Source organism: Pedobacter sp. P26, from assembly GCF_050632135.1.
GTDB lineage: Bacteria > Bacteroidota > Bacteroidia > Sphingobacteriales > Sphingobacteriaceae > Pedobacter.
Genome location: NZ_CP192574.1, coordinates 3,733,126 through 3,754,058, shown reverse-complemented (window position 1 = coordinate 3,754,058; position 20,933 = coordinate 3,733,126). Strand labels below are relative to the sequence as shown.

Below are 20,933 nucleotides of genomic sequence, written 5' to 3'. Positions count from 1 at the left end.
CACCGTCACAGATGTACTAGGTTTGAATATAAATTTAAAGGTGATGAAAACACAATTCTCTGTACCGCAAAAGTTAAGCCTGGTAATCGCGATTATTTTTACCCTGGTTGCACCAATAGTGGGATATCTTTCCATCGGATTGCCGCCTGTTATTATTGTGGGTGGATCTGCACTGATTGGTTTAGTATGCTGGTGTGCCACTTATCTTAAAAATCCCGTCGAACCAAAAATCATTTTACCACTTTTTCTGCTCACGGTTGCTGGTCTTCAGATCCACATCATAGAAGAGTACCTCACGGGTTTTGCTCCCGCAATGAGCAGGCTTTTTGGCATTCCATGGAGTGAAAAAAGTTTCTTGATGGTTTTTGCGCTGATTGGACCAACAATTTACACCCTTACTGCCCTTGGTTTGTATTACAGAATTCCGATTGCAGGTTTTGTTGCCTGGTTTATTTTTATAGGCCCGGGAGTAGCAGAGTTTACCCATTTTATTTTTCCGCTGATCAGGCCACAACTAAACGCAACAACATTGGATGCACTTACAGCGCCTATTCATGGAAAACTAATTGTCAATATGCGCAATTATTACCTCGGCACAACCGGAAAATATTATTTTCCAGGTATGTGGACAGCAATATTACCCATGATACCAGGTGTTTATGCCATTTACCGTTTGTTTAAGTTGAACAGATCCGCAAAGCTTCAGGAGTAGCCCCATATTACTAAACTGTTAAACTTTTGGTTTGCACTTTGAAATGTAAGCTGACTTACTACTTTTGCGGCGATCAAAAAGAAATGATCGTGTAGAGCGCTGGCCGGTAGCATGCCGAAGGTTCGATTCCTTCCTCTACAACTTTTCGGGCAAATGCTTCCGTCGTCAAAAGTTATTTAATGCAATCCCGGGCAGGCATCTGTAGGATATAGTTACATCAACAGGTCGTGAAGATGTTGTATGAGTGGTTTACTTCAGCCCTTATTTGAATTGGTCATGTTGGTCGTTATCGCTTCCCTCTAAGTGTTTGCGATAGTCCTGGATTACTATCAAAAGTTCATTTGCGTTCATATCCAGTTCTGATGCGGTCAGAGAGATCTGCAGGTTCCCGGCAGGATCCTGTATGCCACTGACTACCATGGCAGATAGTTTTTTTGAATGATGGGCATATAATGCGCTGCCTTGCCTATACTTAGTACCACCAGGGTATCCCATCCGGCTTTCGTAATGGAGATGTCGAGGATGTCTTTCCATGATATCAGACCTGCGGCTTTACTCACTGCGGTAACTTCTGAGTATATTCCTTCATTACTAAGTATGAGTAGGGGAGCTAAACGATTTAGGGAGATCAGCATCCTGATGATGACAATCAAAAGGATGATTCCTAAAGCGGCCGACACCCCCGCAAGTTTAGTGGCGATATTACCGGTGAATAATCCGATACTGTATAAAAATACCGCCACAAGTGCAATCAGGATGCCTGCGCAGATAAAGATAAGCTGCGCTGATTTTTTTGTTTCTGTAAAATTCCATTTACTGTATTTGAATTTTAACTACTTAATGCTGTAAATAGTTCACTTCAAAGCTGCCATACATCGCCATTTCAGCACTGTGGGATATGACAAGTTTTAGCTTTAATTTTTCAATTACTTCCTTCGCGAAACTGATGCTTCTGTTCAGGTCCTTAATCCCGCGTACTTCAATTCCCCGAGAAAGCATTTTGAATTTTGATGGCTCGAATTTTTCAATGAATTTTTGAATATCGGTTACTTTTTTGTTATCTGACATATTTTGATTTTTAGTGCTTATAACTTCGGGAAATGCTTTTTGTTTGCGCTCTTTTTGCACAGTGCTTTTTAAAATCGTCTTATCTATCGATGTTTTTTGTCTTAACGCCACTTTTTCTCTTTTTATGTATCAATGTTGCAGCGATTTACGGAGATTGCTGAGTACCTGTTAGCATCTTAAATCGGGAGCTTGTATTTTACAAATAATTTTAACAGGTCTTTCGGATACATAACAGTACAGCGCATCATTTGGACTGAGCCTATTGGCCGCTATCGATGGAATGCCCATTATACGTTTATACTAAAATACTAACTTTGGAAAATGAAGCCTAACCGCGTTATATTTTTTATATTCAATAATGTTCATCTTTTAGATCTGGCTGGTGCTGTCACCGTTTTTTATGAATCCGGATGCTGCGGAAAAAATTACGATTTACATTACGTTTCGCCGTATGAGCATCCTGGAGCCTCCTCTGGTCTGGGCTTTACTAATGTTGAGCCGCTCAGTTCAGTAACAGTAAACAGGAATGATATTGTAATCGTTGCAGGAATGGAAATTCAAAAATGGAACAGGGCAGATGACCAGCTGTGGATGCCCTGGCTGCGGTCTGCCGCTGCAACTGGTGCAACAATTTGTTCAATTTGTACGGCCGCCTTCGCGCTTGCTGCTACCGGACTTTTAAATGGGAAGAATTGCACCACACATTGGGCGTGGACGAAAGCTTTGCAACAACAATATCCACAGATTAAGGTAATAGAGAATAAACTATTTGTACAAAGTGACAGGATCTTTACCAGCGCCGGAATTGCCACAGGTATTGATCTCGCACTTTACCTCGTCGAAGAGCAACACGGAGCAGCTTTTACACACACTGTAGCAAAAGATATGGTGGTTTACCTGCGCAGAGATGGAATGGACTCACAAGACAGTGTTTATTTGCAAAACAGGCAGCATATTGATCATCATATCCATCAGGTACAGGATTTTATTATCAAAAATCTACATCAAAAAATAACAATTGGCGAACTGGCTGAACTGGTTTTTATCAGCCCACGCAACCTTACACGTTTGTTCAAAATTGCCACGGGAATAACCATCGGACAATATATCCAATCAGTGAGACAGGAAAAGGCCAAACATCTGCTCAAAACCGGGCATAAGATAGCCTGGGTAGCATGTCAATGTGGTTATAATAGTACGTCTCAGATGCGGAAGTTGGTTAGGGCTCGAAGTGTTAATAATTAGTCATAAATAGAATGGCCGGATCGTGACCATGTCTGTCCGGATTTATCGGCTGTATCCTATTAATTTTGGATTCAAATGATACATTTATGAAACAGCTGTTACACCTGCTCTTTTTTATACCCTGCCTGGCATTTTCGCAGGTCTATGCGAATACCTATGTGTGTCCTCCTTGTAACTGTCCTTGTGACACGCATACTTACCAACAACCCGGGATATGTGCGCATTGTGGGATGAAATTAATAACGAAAAACGAACAGGTTTTAAATGATCAAAAAAAAGTAACGGTCTGCTTTTACTTATATGATGGGGTAGAGGTTCTGGACTTTGCCGGACCGATGGAAGTGTTTTCCTATGCGGGGTTCAAAATTATCACCGTCGCAAAAACGAAAGCTCCTGTATTGTCACAGGGGATTTTGAAAATCACTCCGGATTACAGTATTAAAGACGCTCCGCAGGCTGATGTTTTTGCAGTATTTGGCGGTTCTGACGAGATAGCAACAGATGATCCTGAAGTTATTTCCTGGATCAAATCCAGGGATAGCACAACCAAAAGCTATTTTTCTGTCTGCACCGGGGCGTTTATTCTTGGCAAAGCTGGACTGCTTGATCAGCTTACCGTTACCACTTTTCATAAAAGCATAATAAATCTTCAAAAGGCCGTACCAAAGGCTAAAGTGCTTTCCAATGTCCGTTATGTTGACAATGGCAGGGTGATCACCACAGCAGGGATATCGGCCGGTATCGATGGAGCCTTACACCTGGTTTCAAAACTTAGCGGTAAAGAAGCGGCGCAAGCAGTTGCAAAACAGATAGAATATGATAAATATGTGCCTGAACAGGGTATGGATTTATCCCACTAAAAGTCTGCAGTTAAGCTAAACGGATATATTTTGGAAGTTGATCATGGACAACTATTGTGTTCCACGACACTTAAACAGTGATCGTGTTCTATGAACTTCAGTAATTAACCAGGTAATGGATGAGAACGTTAATCTGTTAAATTGCGGCCAGGTTTATCTTTTTCCTGCTCTTGGCGCTAAGGTCAGAAACATCCGCTTGCCTTCAAGTTTTGGGAATAACTCTACTTTGCCTACCTCTTCGAGGCCTTGCGCAAATTTCAGCAGCAGTATTTCTCCCTGGTCTTTGTAAACAATCGATCTTCCTTTGAAATGCACAAAGGCACGCACTTTTTCTCCGCTTTCCAAAAAGGAAACGGCGTGTTTGAGCTTGAACTGAAAGTCATGCTCATCGGTATTAGGCCCGAAACGTATGTCCTTGATGATGGTCTGTTTCGCCTTGCTTTTAATTTCCTTCTGCTTTTTTTCTGTTCGTAAAGGAATTTGCTGTAGTCGATGATACGGCAAACTGGCGGCGTGGCGTTCGGGGAAATTTCAACCAGATCTAAATCCAGTTCTTCAGCCAATTTGAGTGCTTCAGCCAGCGGATAGATATTGGTCTCAATATTATCTCCGGTTAAGCGTACCTCCGGTGAGGTGATAAAATTATTAATCTTGTGTTCTGCTTCTTTTTTTTTGAAGGGCAAGCGTGGCCCCCTGTAAAATCCTGCTTTTTTTAATGCCAAATTTGAAAAGTTTTAATGAAAAAATGATGTTAACCGGAGCGGTTAATTTCAGGATGAATGATAATATAGCTTTTTATGCCCATATATCCAAACCCCTAGTTAAATGATGACTATATGCGTAATTTTATGACGTTAATATGCCTTTAGGTACATCCAGACCTGGGGAGTCGTTGAGCTAAGATTGTCAACCCTTTAGCCTGTGGTTACCTGATTTACTGCCTTGTTTTCAGTCCTCAGTGCTTCAGAGGTGATCAATATAAATCCGGATATTAGGAGCAAAATAGCCAAAACCCGGAGGATTTTTTCCGTATTTTTGGTGTTAACCATCCTGTCAGGGCAGGTAAATCTGCTGATCCCTGTCACTTTTCTCCGTTCGTTTCTGCGCCATAGCGCAAAGAGGAAAATGAAGGTGCCGAAAACCAGCAGTAAGATGCCGCTAACCAGTGGTATTGTAGTGAAATTGAATGTCTCTTGCGTTTCCATCATATAAAATAGACCAACAGGTAGCAAAAAAGTTTAAAATAATATTTTTTTGCTGGCTATACACGTTGTATTAAAGGAAATCCTGACTCAATTTCTACAAATTCTAATTTCCGGCTTACCAATTTTTTTGGTTGAGTCTTCTAAAAAAATAAGTATGAAGATTAACTTAACTATCTAACTGTTTGAAGCGCCTTATCAAGTATATCATCGTGTCCATTAACGAAATTACCAGGATCTGTGGTAACCTTAAGGTCTGGTGGAAAACCAATGCCTTCATACATCTTTCCATCTATGTATTTAAATGCTGCAGAGGATGTATAAACAGATAAAATACCGTATATTTCGAATGGTCCGGCATTGTAAACGCCATAATTTGTGATCGGTCCGGTAGCTCCCCAGGTTTGTTCCCCAATTATGCTGACATTGGGTAGACAGCGAAGCGCCATTGCCGCAGCTTCTGCTAATGAGACCGTGAAATGATCGGTAAGGACAATAATTGGCATAGCAAGTGATCCGCCATCCTGGTCAGGATTAATGGCAGCACTAATCCACGGAGTATAGTTTTTTATTCCTCCGCCATTTTTATATCGTGTATAGCCGAAATTCAATCGTTTGTCAATGAAATGACCAACAAAGAAATTTAAATCCTCAATGTTTCCTCCCGGATTATTCCTAATATCAACAATAACAGCCGTTAAAAGTGATTTTTTTAACTTCAAACGATTAAAAAAATAGGATAGTGTTTCAGCAGCGGTGTTCTTTTCCTTGGATGTAAAAGCTTCTTTCAGCGAAAATAAATTACAATTAAAGTACAGGATTTGATTATTAATTAAGCCGCTGGTTACCTGCAATCTTTTGTTATCGCTGGTTATGAAATAACCTGATTTAAAGCCTTTATCCAAGTAAACCGTATCTATTGCAATGTAATTGTATGGTGTATGAAACTGCTTTGCCGCTATTTTTCTGGTAGCAGCAGGATAAATATAGCGGCCCGATAGCCCCATTAAATTGAAGTTTATGGTATAATGACCATCTGTTAAGCCTTGAGTGATTGACTCAAAGTAGCTAAAGGCTGTATTTAAATCATTATTATTGTTTGTTTTTAGGTTGGAAAATAAGGGCTGATATTTTTTGTACACATTATCCCAATTGGTCGTATCAATATCCCAGTAAACATAATTTGTACTCATTTGTGTCCAATAGCTTTTAAAAATCGCATCAAAACTTTGAAGATTATTTTTCGGGGTTGAGACATCCATCTCTTTCTTGCAGTTTGACTCGGCAAATAACAGAGATAAAATTAAAACCAACCTGATTATACGATTCCTTATCATTTTCTTTTGACTAAATTATAGGTAATCCCTAAAGAGACCGATGTGGTTTGGTTATAACTGGTCATATTATAAGCTGGATTATTTTTTTGCCGGTTAGAAATTGCGTAAAAATATCTGCCTGCAATAAACCCATCCAACTGTTGAAAGAAGTTGAATTGTAGCCCTAAACCGCCTACATAACCAAAATCGAATCGTTGATCTTTTTGCTTATCAAACCTATAGCTCTGACTGTAGGGAACTAAGTTAAATTCCTGACCATGCTGATTTTTAGCGCTGTTTACTGAGAATATATCCGGCACGGTACCGTCAATTTTGCTGTTTACCCAATAATCACCAAAGATACCAGCGTCAAAAAAATACTTCAATCTTTTTCCGATAACCGCATGCAAGGTTAATGGAATCTGTAAATACTTATTGCTATGATGTGTATAAATGCCCGCAAGTGAGTCTGTTCGACTAACGCTGTAATTCTTTTCAATAAGGCCTGGCATTGTTTCAATAGCTATTATATGACCTAATCTAAATTGAATTCTTGACGCAAAATAGTAACCATTTTGGGCATCAACACGTGTTGAAACTTTACTGAGGTCATTCGTTTTTAGAAAGTTACGGCTGACTCCTGCTTCAAAGCCCAACAATTGCTGGGCTTTTGAAGTAAGAGAAAATGATATTAATAATACAACAGTAATACCTTTGGATAGCCTCATTAGCCAGATTCTAGAATAACTTAATTGTGCATGTCATGGATTTAATCGATTATTCCATTTTGAAATAAAACTGGTCTATCCTAGTTTTAGGTATGACAAAAATAAAAAAACAGCCTTTTGAACTCATGAAACTCAAAAATCAAGATCTATAATTTTTAGTTAATTGTTGACCAAGTTGGCAACAAAACTCTTCACGATCAGCGAAGATGGAGCGCCATTATTTGGCACTACATTAAAGGAAACCCTTACGGCGACCTGCGTATTATTAACGGGTAAACTATGCTCCGCCAAATATTGTAAAGTAACTGACGATCCAGTATAAACGGAAAGTGAGCCAATGTTTTCATGTGTAGCATTAGCATTAAAGTTATAACCTGTATTTGGGTTTATCATCACCACCTGATAGGTTAAATTCTGAATGCTGGCGCCTGTTGCACTTGAATTAATAACAGATGTGTTTTGTTGAACTAATCTATTAAAAATTGACGAGTTAACAGTATACTGTATGGAGTATTGGTTGTAAGGGATATTTTGACCACCTTCGTTTACCAAAACCGATTGTCTGGTTGTGTGGACGTTTACAGTTGGTCTTGCACTCAAGTTAAATACGCCAAGCGGATGACCAATTAATGGAACCGGAGCACCTATTGTATTTGCAACAGTTTGACCTGGAAACACCAGGCTATTAGGAACTAATGGCTGGCTTCCTGATAATGTTCCGTTTAGTGATATGGTAGAATTCATTTTCAAATCTACTTCCTGCGAGTTGTTACTATTTCCACCGAAGATACCGCTTAGAAAGCCCGTTACGTTACCGGCTAAACCGCCGGCTGCCGCGCCACCTAAACCTGACAAAAATGTTCCCGATGCTGCTCCAGCTGTTGCAACGGTTCCGTAAATTTCTGCCGCTCCGACAATACCGTTGATCAATGTGCCTGCCAAATCAAAGCCGCTTGAGGGTTGAGTAATATTACCGTTTAAGGTACCTACATTGGTTCCGTTCAATGCTATTTGAGAAATGTTTACTGTCTTTGAATTCCACGTAAATCCTAAATGCGGATAAGTAGTATCTGCAAATGCAGGATCATAGCCTATTTCATACTGCATAGAATACCAGCCTCCGCCTACAGCTACACCCTGATTATTTGTTTTTACAAACGATGGTGTGCTTATATTAGGATCAACAATGTCAACCCCATCAAAATTCAACATTTTAGACGATGTGCTATTATCTGAGTAAGTGCTTAAACCATGTTCGATGCTAGAACTGTTTCCAAACAGTCCTGTAGGTATATAAAGATAATACCTTATTATGCCGCGATAGCGGTTATAAAGGGCAAAATATAATCCGCCAGCCGGTTGACTTGCAGCTGTTGCAATGACATTAGGATTAAACGTGTTATAAACCAGCTCCCATCCATCATTACTTTTATAGTCACTGACCAATGACGGGTCGATGTAATTACCAGATTGGCTCTGCCATGGAAGAGAAACTATCGGAGATGATCCCGCGACCGGCATTGTTGAAGCGGTTTCCCAGTTAAAATAATAATTGGGTACATCTTTTGTCGTAGATTTTACAGTAATGCTTTTGGACAGGTTATCTTTATGGCAACCTGAAAAAACAAATAAAGAAATTAGAAATGCAATTGCTTTGTAAGAAGTGGCTTTTTTCATTGGATGTGATTTGATTTAAATGCTGACTGAATATTCATCCAATGGTAGTTATCAAATGTTAATTGATGGTGATCAAATAGTTAAGTCTGTTTTTGATTTTAACCAAGGATCAAATGAATTTAGAATTTATTGTTAAATCACCTGAATAATAAAATTAGTAACTGGGTATGCCTGGTGGTTTTCTACGCCTTCACTACCTGTCAGCTGTTCCGTCTGAAACGATGCAAGTAGCTCTTTCCGATGATTATTCTTTTGCGTCAAAATAAACATCACAATAAAATGTAAACTATTCTGAGAAAATCCATTAAACTACCTGTTTCGTGATTAATATCAGGCGATGATTTAATACATTTATGGAATTTTTTCATCGTTGTTCGAAACAATAGATAACTTAAAATTGACTGAAGCAATTAAGTAGATTATATGAATATATTAGAGTTTTTAAAGCAGCCATGGCCTTGGTATGTAGCCGGTCCGCTAATTGGATTAACCGTACCAGCACTGTTGATCCTCGGCAACAAGTCGTTTGGCATCAGCTCTTCTTTGAGACACATCTGTGCAGCCTGCCTGCCTGCAAACATCCCTTTTTTTAAATACGATTGGAAGAAAGAAGCATGGAATTTGTTCTTTGTATTTGGGATTTTAATGGGTGGTGCCATCGCAACAGGACTTCTCTCCAATCCAAAGCCTGTTGAAGTTAACCCAAAGTTAGCCGCGGAGTTAGCCGGTTATGGCATTACCAATTACGATAACCTAATACCACAGGACATTATGAATTGGCCGGCGTTACTCACGTTAAAAGGCTTTTTGCTAATGGTAGTTGGTGGGTTTTTAGTCGGTTTTGGCACCCGGTATGCTGGTGGCTGTACCAGCGGGCATGCCATTATGGGTTTGTCTAATTTACAATGGCCATCATTAGTAGCCACCATTTGTTTTATGATTGGCGGATTCATTATGGCCAATTTAATTTTGCCCCACATTTTATTCCTCTAAACAATCATCATGAAACAACATACAAACACAGATTTTGAAACCCGCTCTTTAGATGCGGTGTGCGTAAACGAAAGTCAATTAACACACAAATGGTACCATAACATTAAATACCTGGTTGTAGGCGTACTGTTCGGCATTGTCTTCGTGAAATCAGAAGTGGTAAGCTGGTTCCGTATCCAGGAAATGTTTCGTCTGCAGTCATTCCAAATGTATGGCATTATAGGCAGTGCGATAGTGGTAGGGATGACTTCTATTTGGTTAATCAAAAAATTCGATATTAAAACCATTTACGGAGAAAGTATCGTATTTCATCCGAAGACTTTCAATAAAGGTCAGATATTTGGCGGCTTGCTATTCGGCTTTGGTTGGGCCATTACAGGAGCCTGTCCGGGGCCGCTTTTTGCGCAAATTGGAACGGGTGCAACGGTAATCTCTGTTACGCTTGTAAGTGCTATTGCTGGTACCTGGGTATATGGACTACTTAGAGGCAGGCTGCCACATTAATTTATTAATATACTGATATGTAGTCTTTTACGTGTGTGTATAATCGGCTAATCTTTCAATTCTTTATACAGTTATTTTCTAAGCGTCAATCTCAAATTGTTGTAATATTTTTAAGTTCAGTAAAGAGATTTTTATAAAGATATAGCCACCTTTACTGAGCCTTCATTACCTCTTTTTTATTGCAAAACGATTTTCGAATTGTTCTTAATGCTGGTTTTTTTGAGCTGATGGTAAAAGTAAAGGCGCTGCCTGTGCCAGGGGTAGACTGGACGCTGATTTGTCCGCCAAGTTTCTCAACCAAAAGTTTTACCGTCGCAAGGCCAATTCCGGTTCCGCTTTGGGCGAAGCGGTCAGAAGTGTTTAGGGTAACGTTCCTTTGAAAGATACGTTCCAGCTCTTCTTTTCTGATACCCATCCCGTTATCGCAAACGGTAATGTTGACCAGGTCGTCTTTAATTACACAATCTATTTGGATCAGGCAAGTCTGTTTGTCGTTATACCGCACCGAGTTGGTTAATAGGTTGATCATGATCTGATGGAGCGCGATTGCTGAAGTGTTGATCTCAATCTTTGCTTCCGGGTAGCTGATCTGTACATTTTCTGGAATGCTGAGCATAGATACCGTTCTGCGTAGAAAGCTACCAAGTTCAATGGATTCGTGTTGTGCCGTCAGAATTTCTGGTCTGATGGAATAGTCGAGCATGTCGTTAATCAGTTTCGCAAGGGTTTTTGCACTATTTAGGCTGGTTAATGCCAGCTTGTGCCCTTTATGGTCACCGCTATGGTTTAAGTGACGAGTCAAAAGCTCCGTACTCATAGAAATGGTAGTTAATGGGTTTTTGATGTCGTGGGCTGCAGCTGTGGCAAACTGCTGCATAAATTGATTGGTCTCAGCAAGACGCCTGTTCGCCTCGCTGAGCAGCAGTAGTTTCTTTCTTAATTCCATCTGGGCAATTACCTGTTTACCCAGTACCTTCAGCGACCAAAGCTGCTGCTCATCCAGTGTTCTTGGAATAGTATCTATCACGCACAGCGAACCAAGTTGCATCCCTTCTGAGGTTTGCAGTGAGATCCCTGCATAGAACGCAATATTGGGATCACCCGTAACGAGCGGGTTTTCGGCAAATCGCTGATCTTCCCTTGCATTGCTAACCATTAGTATTCCTGATGGATCAGTAATGGTATATGCGCAGAATGCATGTTCTCTGGGGGTCTGCTGAACATCAATGCCCAGCTTACTTTTAAACCACTGGCGCGAGCTGTCTACCAGGGTAATCAGCGCAATGGGCGTTCCACAGATCTGAGAAGCCATTTTGGTCAGTTCATCAAAATCCTCTTCAGGCAGGCTGTCCATAATCTGGTAAGAATCTAGCGCCTGTAATCTTTGCTGTTCGGTATCGGGAAGGTTTGGTGTATTGTTCAAATCGTGGTAAATTTAGCTTTAGTTTTTTCTTTAGAATCAGTTTCTGGTTGCCTTGAGCTTTCCACTCTTTTGGTACTGCTGGGTTTTGATGTTTTCCCACATGATCAGCCTGTCCTCGATTCTGGAAAATACACGGATATCCCCATCCTGGGAAATGACAATACCCAGGCTGCCGGTGTGCAACCAGCAATGAGCGATCATTGAGCGGTGCCGGGTACCAAAATGTTTCGGATCTATGGCGATCAATGACTTAGGGGTTGCGGTGGCAGTAGAGGATATATAGATCTTTCCTGGCATCTTTTTCGATCTGATTACCCCACCAAAACCCCGTGCTATCATGTCCTGTCCAAATAGCACTACACCGTCTACGCAGCTCTGGGAGGCGATGAAACTCACCGAACCCTTAATCTCGTTTGCCACTTCTGTTTTTGCATGCAGGGCGATTGTTTCCTGCTCATAGAGCGATCTGGTTACCGTTTGTTTGCCCGAAGCCAGCCGCTGGTCGATCATTTGCTCCGTAACATAATTGTTGATGGTCTGCTTCAGGTAAGCGATGATGGCAAGAAGCAACCTTTTATAGTTAAGCTCATATTTAATGTCGACGGCACTACTATCTTCTGAGATCAACACCGCTCCGCCATGATGATAGTTTTGAATTTTTAGCAGCAGCCTGGAAAGTGTTTGGGTCCAGATACTGTCTACAAATCCTTCCCAGTCTGCAAAATCTTCACCCGGATGGGAGGCAAGTAAAAAGGCCTTTATCTCGGCCCTGATTGCGCTGGCATTTTTTCTGATGATCTTGGATACTGGTCCAATGGTGAATACATCCAGGTAACGGGTAACCAGTACGTTCTGTTTTAGGGTAGCCAGCAGTTCGTAATCGAACATTACCTTAAGCGTGGCAATATCATCTATAAATACCTGGAACAGCCCGGGTTGTTCCGACCCTGATTCGGATTCATAATTCAGAAAGCTCTGGTAGTGCATAGCCTGGTCGATCATTCCCCAGATAAAGAGTTTTTCATCCTGATCATAATAGACTGCCAGCGAAGTTCCAGACGGGTCGGCTGCCTTAGATAGCTTGGTCAGAGACCTGATGTCGAGAGGAATGTGATGGCCGAATTCCACGCAGCTCCATCTTTCAGAAACGATTTTTCGCGGCGGATTGGGATCAGGGTTGGCAGGATCGATAAGCGTTACGGCCACCTTGGTCAACTCGCCCTCTTCGGTTCTCATCGAGGTGTAGAAAAGGCATTCGAAAAGTTCTTCAAGAACAATTAATGGGGGAGTGGCCAATGCCAACCTGCTATGGTTCAGCTTGGCATGGATATGCGCTGCAAGGTCCGTTGTTTTTGATTTTTCCTCAATCATTGCTTGATAGCGCTGTTATTTGGCTTGATATACGGTTTATAACAGCAGATAGATGTATAGTGTTTTTAAAAAAATAATTAACCACAGATAGGAAGGATGCACACAGATATGAAAATCCGTGTTTATCTGTGCTCATCTGTGGTTAAAAACTCTTAACTTAATGATATTGTTGGATTGGCCTTGCATTACTGAGCATTCCGTAATAGAAAGCTTAATATATAGTTAACATGGACACTGTATTTTTGTGCAAAATATTTTTGGTCAATCTAATTCTTCATGGTAAAGCATCAATTTCAAAACGATCCGTTGCACAATAGGGATGTTTTCGATCAGATTTACAAGGAGTACCATCAGGCTGTATATGCCAATATTTTTAAGCTGATCAAGGATGCTTCCATCGCCGAGGATATTCTTCAGGATGTATTTTTTGCACTTTGGGAAAATAAGGCTAAACTAGATCCCGAACAACCGGTATCTGCATGGTTATTTGTAGTGAGTTACAACAGATCAATATCTTACCTCAGAAAGAAAATAAAACAAAATATCAGCTATGTAGCTAGTTATGATCCTTTTCAAACTGTTGCCGAAGAAATATTTCCTGACCAATACCTGATCGAGGCAGAACTTAGTATGCTTGAAGAAGCTATAAATGCACTCTCGCCCCAAAAACAAAAGGTATTCAGGCTATGCAGGTTTGAAGGGAAATCGCAAAAAGAAACAGCACAGCTTTTGGGATTATCTACTGAATCGGTAAAAGACTACCTTAAACAATCCAAATACTTCATCAGGGAGTATATGCTGTCCAGAAATCCAACTGGTGGAATAATCAGTGTATCGGTTCTGGTGATGTTAGTCCATCTGTAGTTTTCTTAACGGTAACTTAATGTTTTAATAACATTTTTGGTCACCCCCATTTCGACTCCTTCCGCGTATTTACAGGCAGATGAACGAAATAAATCAACTCATAGATAAATTATGGTCTAACGAGATCAGTTTAGAAGAGCAGCATACACTCCTGGAATCTTTAAAAAAAGATTCAGCTGGGTTAAAATCTGATTTAAAAACTGGCTATGACGGGGAGCTGTCAAAAGGTAATAAAGAAATTACCGAAAAGCGATTCGAGCATATTTTAGCCAGGCTCCATATCCGTATGGATGAGCAGGAGATAAAACATAGTGCAAAAATATTTCCACTCTACCATTGGATAAAGATGGTAGCGGCAATATTAGTTGTTACTTTAGTTACAGCACTATATTTCAACCTTAATCATACCCCGCAGAAGAAAGGATTAACTGGTAACGATGTACAGATAAAAAAGAAATACTCAGGCAGCCATACAATTCTGGCAAAAGTGAGATGATTATAAATCTTTCTGATGGTTCACGCGTTACCCTGCAGCCTCAGAGTTCACTGAGTTATTATGAACCTTTTGATAGCAGAAGTAGAAATATCAGCATGAAGGGTGAGGCTACTTTCAAAGTTGCCAAAGATAAGCATCATCCTTTTATCGTAAGTGCAAATGGTTTTACCACAACTGCACTGGGTACTGAATTTACCATCAATACCAATAAAAAGGACCGGCTCACGGTAAAGCTGATAGAAGGGAAGGTAGTTGTTAAAGCTGGCTCAGAAAGCAGGATGAAAATGAGCGATGTTTATTTAATTCCCGGCGAGCAGTTATCCATTAATACCAGACTAAAGTTGCATAGCCTGATCAATTTTAAAGATCCGGATAAAGCAGTTAAGCCGCAACCAACACTAAGCGTGGCCACAAAGGATGCACTCTTATTTAATGAAACGCCTTTGAGTGAGGTGTTTAGCAGCTTATCTAAACGTTATGAGACTGGTCTTGTTTATGAGGGAATTGAAGAGGCCGAACTGCAGAAATTATACTTTACCGGTAGCGTTGGTGTTACCGAAAAATTAAATACGATACTGCCTGTTATCTGTAACATGAACGGGTTAACCTATAAACTTACCGCCAAAAGCATCACCATCAGCAAACAAAAATAATTTTTAAACCCTGGTTTTAAACCAAAATGAATGTCCCCGAAATGGGATAAAGGGACGCTATTGCTTAATTTTTAATTACATCATGCAAACAAACAAACTTAAAAAGACAATCAGAAAATTCAAATGTTTTGCCGCATTTGTGCTACTGACCATGATTACCCACGCTGTTTATGCACAGCAGAATACTTCCGTCAAAGGAACCGTAGTTGATGAAAAAGGTGCTACACTTCCCGGGGTATCGGTAATGATGGTAGATCAGACAACTAAAAAACAAGAAAGTACGGTTACCGATTTAAAAGGAATATTTGTTTTTAACAATGTTAAAATAGGAAACAGGTACGATTTTTCTTTTAATTATGTTGGATACGAAAAGAAAACATCACCGGCCTTTCTAATCAACCCGGGTACCAATAACTCTATCCTCATCCGTATGGAAACCAGTTCTTCAGGTTTGAATGATGTGGTGGTGGTAGGTTATGGCAGCCAGCGGAAAACCAGGATTACCGGAGCAATTTCGCAGGTGAAATCAGAGGAACTGAATAAATATGCGGGCAGTAACTTTGCCCAGCAACTCGCCGGTAAAGCAGCTGGTGTGGTAATTAATGATGCTTCGGCGCAGCCAGGCACCGATCCACAGATCGTGATTCGCGGTATCGGTACGCTTACGGCAGGCGTAAGTCCTTTGGTCGTGGTAGATGGTTTTCCGCTCTCTGAAGGAAGTTCGCTCAATACTGTAAATCCACAGGATATAGAAACCATTGATATTTTAAAGGATCCGGCATCAGCAGCCATTTATGGTTCAAGGGCTGCCAATGGGGTAATCCTGATTACCACTAAAAATGGCCGTTCAGATAAGAATACCGTTTCTTTCGACTTTTATACCGGTGCGCAGGTGCGTGCAGATAAAGTTGATCTTGTAGATGGTTATCAGTTTGCCCGGCTGAATACCGAAGCACGGGACTGGGGTTATGTGTCGAGAAACCCAGCAAACAGAAGTATTACAGATGATTATGCCACCAGGGTTTCGAAGGGTGCGAATAAAAGAGATTTAAGGTTAAACTACGTTCAGCCCTATTTAAATAACCAGCCAGGTTTAACCAATACCGATTGGCTGGATGAGATTTTTCGAACGGCACCCATCAGCAGTTATAATGTTGCGGTCTCAGGTGGAAACGATAGATCTAAATACTATTTCTCGGGCAATTATTTTGATCAGGACGGGATCGTGATAGAAACCGGACTGAAACGTTACAGCATGTCGTTTAAGTTTGATTCCAAACTCTCCAAATCATTTGATATGGGTTTGAGCATTAACCCAAGCTACAACCGTCAGAATTTTTTCCAGAATGATGCGAGCAGGAGCAGCGATGCCATTGGTGCCGCTCTGATCATGTATCCTTTTTTCCCTGCCAGAAACAACGATGGCGCTTTGGCCATAAGCCAGCAGATTACAGCGAATACACCAGAAGATGGTGCCCTTGGTGAAAATCCTGTTGCAATAATGGAAAAAACGAAATACAAGAAAAACCTGTTCCGCACCTTTGGTAATGCCTACCTTAATTTTAAACCCATTACAGGGCTTACCTTTAAATCACTTTTAGGTGGAGATTACAGTAATAATTTTATCGACTTTTTTACCCCATCTGATGTGGGCGAATACCGTACCGCAGCGCCCAAACCAGCCAGAGCGAGCGAAACAAATGGCTCGGTGATCAATTACCTTTGGGAGAACACCCTTACTTTTGAGAAGACCTTTGGGAAACACGATATCAATGTGCTGGCCGGAACCACTTTTCAGAAAGAATCTGGTAACAGTACGCTGGTTTCAGGTACCGGAATTCCTGATAATAATATTGACAACATCGCCGGTGCATCTTCATTTTCTGTGGTTCCGCAAAGGTACATCTGGACACAGCTTTCTTACCTGGCAAGATTACAGTATGCTTATGCAAACAAATACCTGTTTTCGGCAGCCATCAGGAGAGATGGATCTTCAAGGTTTGGTGAGGATGCCAAATGGGGTAATTTTCCATCGCTAACCGGGGGATGGATCGTGAGCAGAGAAGATTTTTTTCCAAAGGTAAACTGGATTGATTTATTAAAATTTAGGGCTACTTACGGCAAAGCCGGAAATAATCAGATTGGTAATTACAGCTCTTATGCCCTTGCAAATCCGCTAAGTTATATAAGCGGATCAACACTTCTTCCTGGCTTTGCTGCGGTTAACCCGGCAAACAGTACACTATCCTGGGAAACTAAAACTTCTTATAATTTTGGAATGGACTTAGGACTTTTCAAGGTCTTGAACCTTTCTGCCAATTATTATTCAATGGTCACTTCAGATCTTTTACTGCAGGTTCCCGTGCCCTCTCAATCGGGTTATGATAGCGCATTGCAAAACGTTGGCAGGGCCAGCAACAAAGGCCTGGAACTCGAACTCGCTGGTACAAATATTAAACTTGGTCCCTTAAACTGGAATTTTGGTGCTAATATTGCCACCAATAAAAATAAGGTATTGGAGCTGGGGCCGGGACAGAACCAGATTGTTACTGGTACCAATAGCGCATTCAGAACCAAAGTGGGTGGCCCAATTGCCGAGCTTTATGGTTATAATGTAACCGGTGTGTACAAAAACCAAATTCAGATAGACAACAGTCCGCACCTTGCCGGAACCCTGCTGGGCGATTATATTGTGCAGGATGTAAACAGCGATGGAAAAATAACGCCCGATGACCGGATGGGTTTTGGTACCTATGCACCAAAAATTACTTATGGTTTCAACAGTAGTCTGGCTTATAAAAGCTTTGAACTGAATTTCTCCATCAACGGAATATGGGGAAGGAAAATTTATGATAATGGATTAGTCAATATGGAATCCGGAGAAGGTTTCTCGATGGCCGATACTTATTATTACGAGAACAGATACCATCCTGTTAACAACCCTAATGGTTTTTTGGCGCAACCCAATACCAATTACTCGGCCAACAGGCTAAATACCAATGCCTCGAATATTTTCTTCCAAAAGGCTGATTATATCCGTTTGCGTAATGTTCAGCTTACTTATAACCTGTCTTCAAAATTATTGTCTCAACTAAAAGTATCCAGGGCAAGTGTATATGTAACCGGAAATAACCTGCTCACCGTAACTAATTTTCGGGGATTTAATCCTGATGCCACCAGCGATAACGTATTGACCTCAGGCTATTCTAATTCCAACTATCCCGTGGCCAGGTCTTTTGTAGCAGGTTTCAATTTAACCTTTTAATGTAAAGCAACATATTAATTATATGAAACCCTCATCAAGCTTGCCGCTTAAAAACCATAATATACCGATGAAAAAAATAATCAATAAAATACTTGTTACAGGAGGAATTTTCTGTCTTTTAGGGCTAACTTCCTGTACTAAAGAACTTGATCAAAAGCCTATTACCTCTAAATCACTCACTAATTTTCTCACTACAGAAACAGAAGTTGAAGAGTATGTGAACGCGGTTTACGGTACCTTACAATTAAACGGCTTATATGGCCTTTACCTGCCGGCCATCGGAGAAATTCCATCAGATAATACATTCGATGAGGTGCCTGCGAACGACAGCGGGATGTATGGCCAGCTCGATCAGTTTACCACCGTTGCCTCCAATGGCATGCTTTCAGATTTATGGAAGAATTCCTATCAGGGCATTCAGCGTGCCAATACCGTGCTGAACAGGATTGATGGTATCCCTTATGCCAGCGCTGCCGTAAAACAGGCAAGAAAAGGAGAGATGCACTTTATTCGTGCCCTGCTTTACTTTAATATGGTTAGGATATTTGGCGACGTACCGTTAGTGACCAAAGAAACCACTAATCCCAACGAATTTTTTGGGCAGGGACGGACAAATAAAGGTCTGGTATATGCACAGATCATTTCAGACCTGACCAATGCCATACAAGAATTGCCTGCAAGTACCACTACACAGGGAAAAGCTGTTAAAACAGCTGCTCAATCTTTAATCGGGAAAGTCTATCTGACTTTGGGTAAATTTGCAGAGAGTAAAGCTGTACTTGCTGATGTAGTTGCCTCCGGGAAGCATACGTTACTCGCCGAACCTGCAGATATTTTTTCGTTGAGCAACAAAAACAACAATGAAGTTATTTTTGCCGTGCAGTTTGCATCTGGCATAAACGGAAATAGTGAAGGCAGTTCAGCTTACCAGCAGTTCAGCCCATCGGGTACCATCAGTGGCGCAAAAGGCCATAACTTACCAACCAAAAGTTTCTACCAGTTGTACAGTGCTTCAGATAAACGCAAAACAGCTTATGTTGGTCTAATCAGTACCGGAACTCCTTTCTCTACTAAACTGAAGGCTTCAGCAACAACGCCGGTAGACGGAGGCAGTAATTTTGTGGTATTGCGTTATGCAGATGTATTTTTAATGCTGGCTGAAGATGAAAATGAGTTGGGAAATTGGGAGGTGGCAAAGACATATCTTAATATGATCAGAAAGAGAGCGGGTCTGACAGATGCCTCACAGGAAGGTGTAGTCGAGGTAAGGGCTGCTATTGCCCTGGAGAGAAGATTGGAACTGATAGGGGAAGGCCATCGTTGGTTTGATCTGCTTAGAACAGGTACTGCCATTTCGGTAATGAACGCCTGGTTTGCTTCGCAAAATATAACCACCAGAATTACAGACCGCGATCTGCTGCAACCTATTCCGCAAGACCAGATTGATACAGATCCTGCAATTAAACAAAATCCATAAGTACCATCCAATTTAAATAAAAACGAAATGAAAAAAATTATTCTGCACTTAGTTATAACATTTATTGCTTTTAGCGGGTTTGCACAATCAGTACCAGAAGCTAGCTTAAAAGAAGTACTTAACCCTAAAAGCCAAAGGGTATTGGTTACTGCCCATCGTGGCGACTGGCGCAATACGCCTGAAAATTCAATTCAGGCCCTTAAAAACTGTATTGCTATGGGAGTAGACATTATGGAACTGGATCTGAAGAAAACAAAGGATGGACATCTGGTGATCATGCACGATCAAACCATTGATAGAACCACAACAGGAAAAGGTAACGTGTCTGATTATACCCTGGCTGAAATAAAAACATTTTTCCTACGCTCAGGTTCAGGGCATCCAACCAAACACCATCTGCCAACCTTTATCGAAATACTGGCCATTGCGAAAGATAAGATCATTATTGACGTAGATAAGGGATATGATTATTACCCGCAGGTAATTAAGGAACTGCGCGAACAGGGAATGATCGGCCAGGCCATCGTGAATGTAAAAGGAAGTACACCATTACCCCAGATAGAACAGGAGGTAGGTAAAATTGAGGAAGACATTACCATTATGCCAATAGTGGATATGAAAAGAGCTGATGCTTCAGAAATTATTGCCAGTTATAAACCCCATCAAAAAACCATTATCCAGGCCAACTTCAGTACCGATACCTTACCGGTTTTAAAAAATATGGCCAGCCTGAGAGCAAATTACGGTTTATGGATCAATAGTTTATGGCCAGAACAGAACGGTGGTCATGATGATGACCTGGCAGTTGAAGAAAACAAAAAGGATGAAAGCTGGGGCTGGTTGATTAGCCGTAAAGCAAACCTGATTCAGACGGACCGGCCAAAAGAACTTATTGAATATTTAAGAGCGAAAAAACTTCATCATTAGTTTTTCTGGCTGGATTTTGATTAAGTATAGCTAAGTGTTGTATAGAGGCTGTATTATAAAGACTCCAATAGAATGGTCGTCATCTCGACCGGAGCAACGCGAAGTGGAGAGATCTATTTAGTTAGATTTCTCGACTGCGTTGCACTCCGCTC

General features: G+C 40.9%; 19 protein-coding genes and 1 pseudogene. 11 read left to right on the top strand and 9 right to left on the bottom strand.

Annotated elements, in window-relative coordinates:
• Nucleotides 1-43: 43 nt before the first annotated feature.
• Nucleotides 44-712: a hypothetical protein gene (locus ACQ86H_RS17400; protein ID WP_138823521.1), complete on the top strand. Its 669-nt coding sequence runs from the start codon at nucleotides 44-46 to the stop codon at nucleotides 710-712.
• Between the two features lie 261 nt (nucleotides 713-973).
• On the opposite strand, the gene ACQ86H_RS17395 is transcribed toward ACQ86H_RS17400, so the two are convergent.
• The 3 genes from ACQ86H_RS17395 to ACQ86H_RS17385 form a co-directional block, all read right to left on the bottom strand.
• Complete coding sequence (locus ACQ86H_RS17395) at nucleotides 974-1,132, bottom strand: hypothetical protein (protein WP_431291902.1); 159 nt, start codon at nucleotides 1,130-1,132, stop codon at nucleotides 974-976.
• Complete coding sequence (locus tag ACQ86H_RS17390; protein WP_431291901.1) at nucleotides 1,126-1,455, bottom strand: hypothetical protein; 330 nt, start codon at nucleotides 1,453-1,455, stop codon at nucleotides 1,126-1,128. Before ACQ86H_RS17390 ends, ACQ86H_RS17395 begins: the two co-directional genes overlap by 7 nt.
• Nucleotides 1,456-1,549: 94 nt before the next feature.
• Nucleotides 1,550-1,780, bottom strand: a complete 231-nt coding sequence (locus tag ACQ86H_RS17385) for a hypothetical protein (RefSeq protein ID WP_132402219.1) — start codon at nucleotides 1,778-1,780, stop codon at nucleotides 1,550-1,552.
• 321 nt (nucleotides 1,781-2,101) lie between these two features.
• On the opposite strand from ACQ86H_RS17385, the gene ACQ86H_RS17380 reads away from it, so the two are divergent.
• Complete coding sequence (locus ACQ86H_RS17380) at nucleotides 2,102-3,025, top strand: GlxA family transcriptional regulator (protein WP_431291900.1); 924 nt, start codon at nucleotides 2,102-2,104, stop codon at nucleotides 3,023-3,025.
• 65 nt (nucleotides 3,026-3,090) lie between these two features.
• A complete protein-coding gene (locus tag ACQ86H_RS17375) occupies nucleotides 3,091-3,885 on the top strand; it encodes a DJ-1/PfpI family protein (RefSeq protein ID WP_431291899.1) in 795 nt (264 codons plus the stop codon).
• 153 nt (nucleotides 3,886-4,038) lie between these two features.
• Here the strand turns inward: ACQ86H_RS17375 and infC are convergent.
• The 4 genes and pseudogenes from infC to ACQ86H_RS17355 form a co-directional block, all read right to left on the bottom strand.
• Nucleotides 4,039-4,607, bottom strand: a pseudogene (gene infC / locus ACQ86H_RS17370) (translation initiation factor IF-3).
• A gap of 653 nt (nucleotides 4,608-5,260) precedes the next feature.
• Nucleotides 5,261-6,280 carry a S41 family peptidase gene (locus ACQ86H_RS17365; protein WP_431291898.1) on the bottom strand — a complete coding sequence of 340 codons (1,020 nt, stop codon included), beginning with the start codon at nucleotides 6,278-6,280 and terminating at the stop codon, nucleotides 5,261-5,263.
• 140 nt (nucleotides 6,281-6,420) lie between these two features.
• On the bottom strand, nucleotides 6,421-7,131 hold the full coding sequence (locus tag ACQ86H_RS17360; protein WP_431291897.1) for an outer membrane beta-barrel protein: 711 nt from the start codon (nucleotides 7,129-7,131) through the stop codon (nucleotides 6,421-6,423).
• A gap of 159 nt (nucleotides 7,132-7,290) precedes the next feature.
• A complete protein-coding gene (locus ACQ86H_RS17355; RefSeq protein ID WP_431291896.1) occupies nucleotides 7,291-8,808 on the bottom strand; it encodes a hypothetical protein in 1,518 nt (505 codons plus the stop codon).
• 423 nt (nucleotides 8,809-9,231) lie between these two features.
• Here ACQ86H_RS17355 and ACQ86H_RS17350 point away from each other — a divergent pair, with 423 nt between their 5' ends.
• Nucleotides 9,232-9,801: a YeeE/YedE family protein gene (locus ACQ86H_RS17350; RefSeq protein WP_246862754.1), complete on the top strand. Its 570-nt coding sequence runs from the start codon at nucleotides 9,232-9,234 to the stop codon at nucleotides 9,799-9,801.
• 9 nt (nucleotides 9,802-9,810) lie between these two features.
• Nucleotides 9,811-10,305, top strand: coding sequence for a DUF6691 family protein (locus ACQ86H_RS17345; RefSeq protein WP_431291895.1), 495 nt, complete (start codon nucleotides 9,811-9,813; stop codon nucleotides 10,303-10,305).
• 151 nt (nucleotides 10,306-10,456) lie between these two features.
• Here ACQ86H_RS17345 and ACQ86H_RS17340 read toward each other — a convergent pair whose 3' ends face one another.
• Complete coding sequence (locus ACQ86H_RS17340) at nucleotides 10,457-11,728, bottom strand: GAF domain-containing sensor histidine kinase (protein ID WP_431291894.1); 1,272 nt, start codon at nucleotides 11,726-11,728, stop codon at nucleotides 10,457-10,459.
• 36 nt (nucleotides 11,729-11,764) lie between these two features.
• The gene (locus ACQ86H_RS17335; RefSeq protein ID WP_431291893.1) at nucleotides 11,765-13,099 is read right to left on the bottom strand and encodes a putative sensor domain DACNV-containing protein; all 1,335 of its coding nucleotides are present in this window, start codon (nucleotides 13,097-13,099) and stop codon (nucleotides 11,765-11,767) included.
• Between the two features lie 276 nt (nucleotides 13,100-13,375).
• Here ACQ86H_RS17335 and ACQ86H_RS17330 point away from each other — a divergent pair, with 276 nt between their 5' ends.
• The 6 genes from ACQ86H_RS17330 to ACQ86H_RS17305 all read left to right on the top strand — a co-directional run bounded on the left by ACQ86H_RS17330 (nucleotide 13,376) and on the right by ACQ86H_RS17305 (nucleotide 20,781).
• Nucleotides 13,376-13,963 (top strand): sigma-70 family RNA polymerase sigma factor, encoded by a 588-nt coding sequence (locus ACQ86H_RS17330; protein WP_431291892.1) that lies wholly within the window; start codon nucleotides 13,376-13,378, stop codon nucleotides 13,961-13,963.
• A 79-nt stretch (nucleotides 13,964-14,042) separates the two neighbouring features.
• Nucleotides 14,043-14,459, top strand: a complete 417-nt coding sequence (locus ACQ86H_RS17325; RefSeq protein WP_431291891.1) for a hypothetical protein — start codon at nucleotides 14,043-14,045, stop codon at nucleotides 14,457-14,459.
• Complete coding sequence (locus ACQ86H_RS17320) at nucleotides 14,456-15,112, top strand: FecR family protein (protein WP_431291890.1); 657 nt, start codon at nucleotides 14,456-14,458, stop codon at nucleotides 15,110-15,112. Before ACQ86H_RS17325 ends, ACQ86H_RS17320 begins: the two co-directional genes overlap by 4 nt.
• An 82-nt stretch (nucleotides 15,113-15,194) precedes the next feature.
• The gene (locus tag ACQ86H_RS17315; protein ID WP_431291889.1) at nucleotides 15,195-18,377 is read left to right on the top strand and encodes a SusC/RagA family TonB-linked outer membrane protein; all 3,183 of its coding nucleotides are present in this window, start codon (nucleotides 15,195-15,197) and stop codon (nucleotides 18,375-18,377) included.
• A gap of 67 nt (nucleotides 18,378-18,444) precedes the next feature.
• Nucleotides 18,445-19,854, top strand: coding sequence for a RagB/SusD family nutrient uptake outer membrane protein (locus ACQ86H_RS17310; RefSeq protein WP_431291888.1), 1,410 nt, complete (start codon nucleotides 18,445-18,447; stop codon nucleotides 19,852-19,854).
• 27 nt (nucleotides 19,855-19,881) lie between these two features.
• Nucleotides 19,882-20,781 (top strand): glycerophosphodiester phosphodiesterase family protein, encoded by a 900-nt coding sequence (locus ACQ86H_RS17305; protein WP_431291887.1) that lies wholly within the window; start codon nucleotides 19,882-19,884, stop codon nucleotides 20,779-20,781.
• Nucleotides 20,782-20,933: the final 152 nt, after the last annotated feature.